Genomic DNA, 2,909 nt, shown 5'->3' on the forward strand with positions numbered 1-2,909 from the left:
CGTCGTGCTCGGGCTCGACGCGCCCGAGGCGGAGCTGGCGGCCTGCTTCAAGGCGGCGGCGCGGTTCCCGATGGTGAAGGGTTTTGCGGTGGGTCGCACGATCTTCGGCGATGTCGCCCGGTCCTGGCTGGCGGGCGAGATGGGTGAGGCTGAGGCAGTCGCGGAAATGGCACGCCGCTTCGCGCGGCTTTGCGGAATTTGGGACGAGGCGCGGGCACGCGCCAGGGAGAACTGACATGAAGGCGATCCGGCTAACGGCGGCACAGGCGATGGTGCGGTGGCTCTCGGTGCAGCGGACCGAGGACGGTGAGCGGTTCATCGAGGGCGTCTGGGCGATCTTCGGCCATGGCAATGTGGCGGGCCTCGGCGAGGCGCTGCACGGCATCGGCGACGCGCTGCCCACCTGGCGCGGCCAGAACGAGCAGACCATGGCGCATGCCGCCATCGCCTATGCCAAGACGAAGAAGCGGCAGCGGGCGATGGCAGTGACCTCGTCGATCGGCCCCGGCGCCACCAATATGGTCACCGCCGCCGCGCTTGCCCATGTCAACCGCCTGCCGGTGCTGCTCATTCCCGGCGATGTCTTCGCCAATCGCCGGCCCGACCCGGTCCTCCAGCAGATCGAGGATATGGGCGACGGCACGGTGAGCGCCAACGACGCCTTCCGCCCGGTGGTGCGCTACTTCGACCGGATCACCCGGCCCGAGCATCTGCTGACCTGCCTGCCGCGGGCGCTTCGCGTCCTGACCGATCCGGCCAACTGCGGCCCGGTCTGCCTCGCCTTCTGCCAGGACGTGCAGGCCGAGGCCTACGATTACCCCGAGAGCTTCTTCGAACCGAGGGTCTGGCGCATCCGTCGGCCCGAGCCCGACCCGCGCGATATCGCGGAGGTGGCCGGGATGATCCAGGCGGCCAGGGCCCCTGTCATCGTCTCCGGCGGCGGCGTGCTCTATTCCGGCGCGGAGGAGACGCTGGCCCGCTTCGCCGAGGCCCACAACATCCCCTTCGTCGAGACCCAGGCCGGCAAGGGTGGGCTCGGCTTCGAGGATGCCCGCAACTTCGGCTCGCCCGGCGTGACCGGCTCGCAATGTGCCAATGAGCTTTGCACGAAAGCCGATCTCATCATCGGTGTCGGTACGCGGTTCCAGGACTTCACCACCGGGTCGTGGACGGTGTTTTCCAATCCCGCCCGCAAGCTCGTCTCGATCAACCTCGCCGGCTACGACGCGCTGAAGCACGGCGCGGTGGGGCTGCTGGGCGACGCGAAGGTCTCGCTCGAGCGGCTGTCGAAGACGCTCGGCAGCCACCGCGCGCCCGCTTTCGACGCCAAATCCCGCACCGACTGGCATGCGACCGTGGCAAAGGTCACCGCCGCGCCGGGCAAAGGCAATGCGCTGCCGACCGACGCGCAGGTGATCGGCGCGGTGCAGCGGGTGGCCAGCGAAACCACGGTGGCGATGTGCGCCGCCGGCACCATGCCGGGCGCGCTGCAGGTGCTGTGGCAGGCCTCAGCCGGCGGCTACCACATGGAATACGGCTATTCCTGCATGGGCTACGAGGTCGCCGGGGCCATGGGCATCAAGCTCGCAGCGCCGGAAAAGGAGGTGATCTGCTTCGTCGGCGACGGCAGCTACATGATGGCGAACTCTGAGCTGGCGACGGCAGTGATGCGCCGCATCCCCTTCACCGTGGTGCTGACCGACAACCGCGGCTACGGCTGCATCAACCGGCTGCAGATCGAATGCGGCGGGGCCGAGTTCAACAACATGTACAAGGACGCCCGCGTCGCGGCCCAGCCGGAGATCGACTTCGTCGGCCACGCCGCCGCCATGGGCGCCCATGCCGAGAAGGCCGCCAACATTGCCGAGTTGGAGGCGAAGATCGTCGAGGCCCGCAGCCGCGCCATCCCCACCGTCATCGTCATCGACACCGATGCCGTCCCCGGCACCGATGCCGGCGGCCATTGGTGGGACGTCGCCGTGCCCCAGGCCGGCGGGCCCGACAGGCTGGACCAGGCGCGGACCAGATACACCGCGAATGCCGCGAAGCAGCGCCCATTTGACTGAGGTGAGACCCATGCCCGACCTTCTGCGCAAACCCTTCGGCGAGCACGGCAAAGTACACCAGATCACCCCGCAGTCGGCGGGCTGGCGCTATGTCGGCTTCTCGCTCTACCGGCTGCGCCCGGGCGACCGCGTGGCCGAGGCGGCCGGTGACCGCGAGGTGATCCTGGTCATGGTCGAAGGTCGGGCGCGGTTCGAAGCCGCCGGTCGGGACTGGGGCGAGTTGGGCGAGCGTCTGGATGTCTTCGAGAAGACACCGCCGCATTGCCTCTATGTGCCGAACGATCAGGCCTGGAAAGCCGAGGCGACAACCGATTGCGTGATTGCCGTCTGCTCGGCGCCCGGCAAGGGTGGGCACGAGGCGCAGCGGATCGGCCCGGACGCGATCACGCTCACCGAGCGCGGCAAGGGAACCAATACACGCTATATCAACAATATAGCGATGGAAAATGAGGACTACTGCGACAGTCTTCTGGTGACCGAAGTCTTCACGCCCGCAGGCAACTGGTCGTCCTATCCGAGCCATCGCCACGACGAGGACGACTATCCCCGCATCACCTATCTCGAGGAAACCTACTACCATCGCCTGAATCCGGCCCAAGGCTTCGGGATCCAGCGCGTCTATACCGAGGACGGGACACTCGACGAGACCATGGCGGTCGCCGATGGCGACGTGGTGCTTGTACCGCGCGGCCATCACCCCTGCGGTGCGCCTTACGGGTTCGAGATGTATTACCTCAACGTCATGGCGGGCCCGCTGCGCAAGTGGCGTTTCCAGGCCGACCCGGCGGTCGAATGGATCATGGAGCGGGATGCAAAATGATCGCCCGGGCCCTGAACCAGAAG

At 67.5% G+C, this 2,909-nt stretch carries 3 protein-coding genes; all 3 read left to right on the forward strand.

Features of this window, described 5'->3' with window-relative positions:
• The coding region (locus AC32QD_RS04235; RefSeq protein WP_492009237.1) for a 2-deoxy-5-keto-D-gluconate 6-phosphate aldolase domain-containing protein at window positions 1–235 on the forward strand (235 nt) is incomplete at its 5' end.
• Between the two features lies 1 nt (window position 236).
• Window positions 237–2,066 carry a 3D-(3,5/4)-trihydroxycyclohexane-1,2-dione acylhydrolase (decyclizing) gene (gene iolD, locus AC32QD_RS04240; protein WP_492009238.1) on the forward strand — a complete coding sequence of 610 codons (1,830 nt, stop codon included), beginning with the start codon at window positions 237–239 and terminating at the stop codon, window positions 2,064–2,066.
• Between the two features lie 10 nt (window positions 2,067–2,076).
• Entirely contained in the window at window positions 2,077–2,886 is an 810-nt protein-coding gene (iolB, locus tag AC32QD_RS04245; protein ID WP_492009239.1) for a 5-deoxy-glucuronate isomerase, read from the forward strand.
• The last annotated feature ends 23 nt before the right edge of the window (window positions 2,887–2,909 follow it).

This window comes from Thermohalobaculum sp., assembly GCF_058622915.1.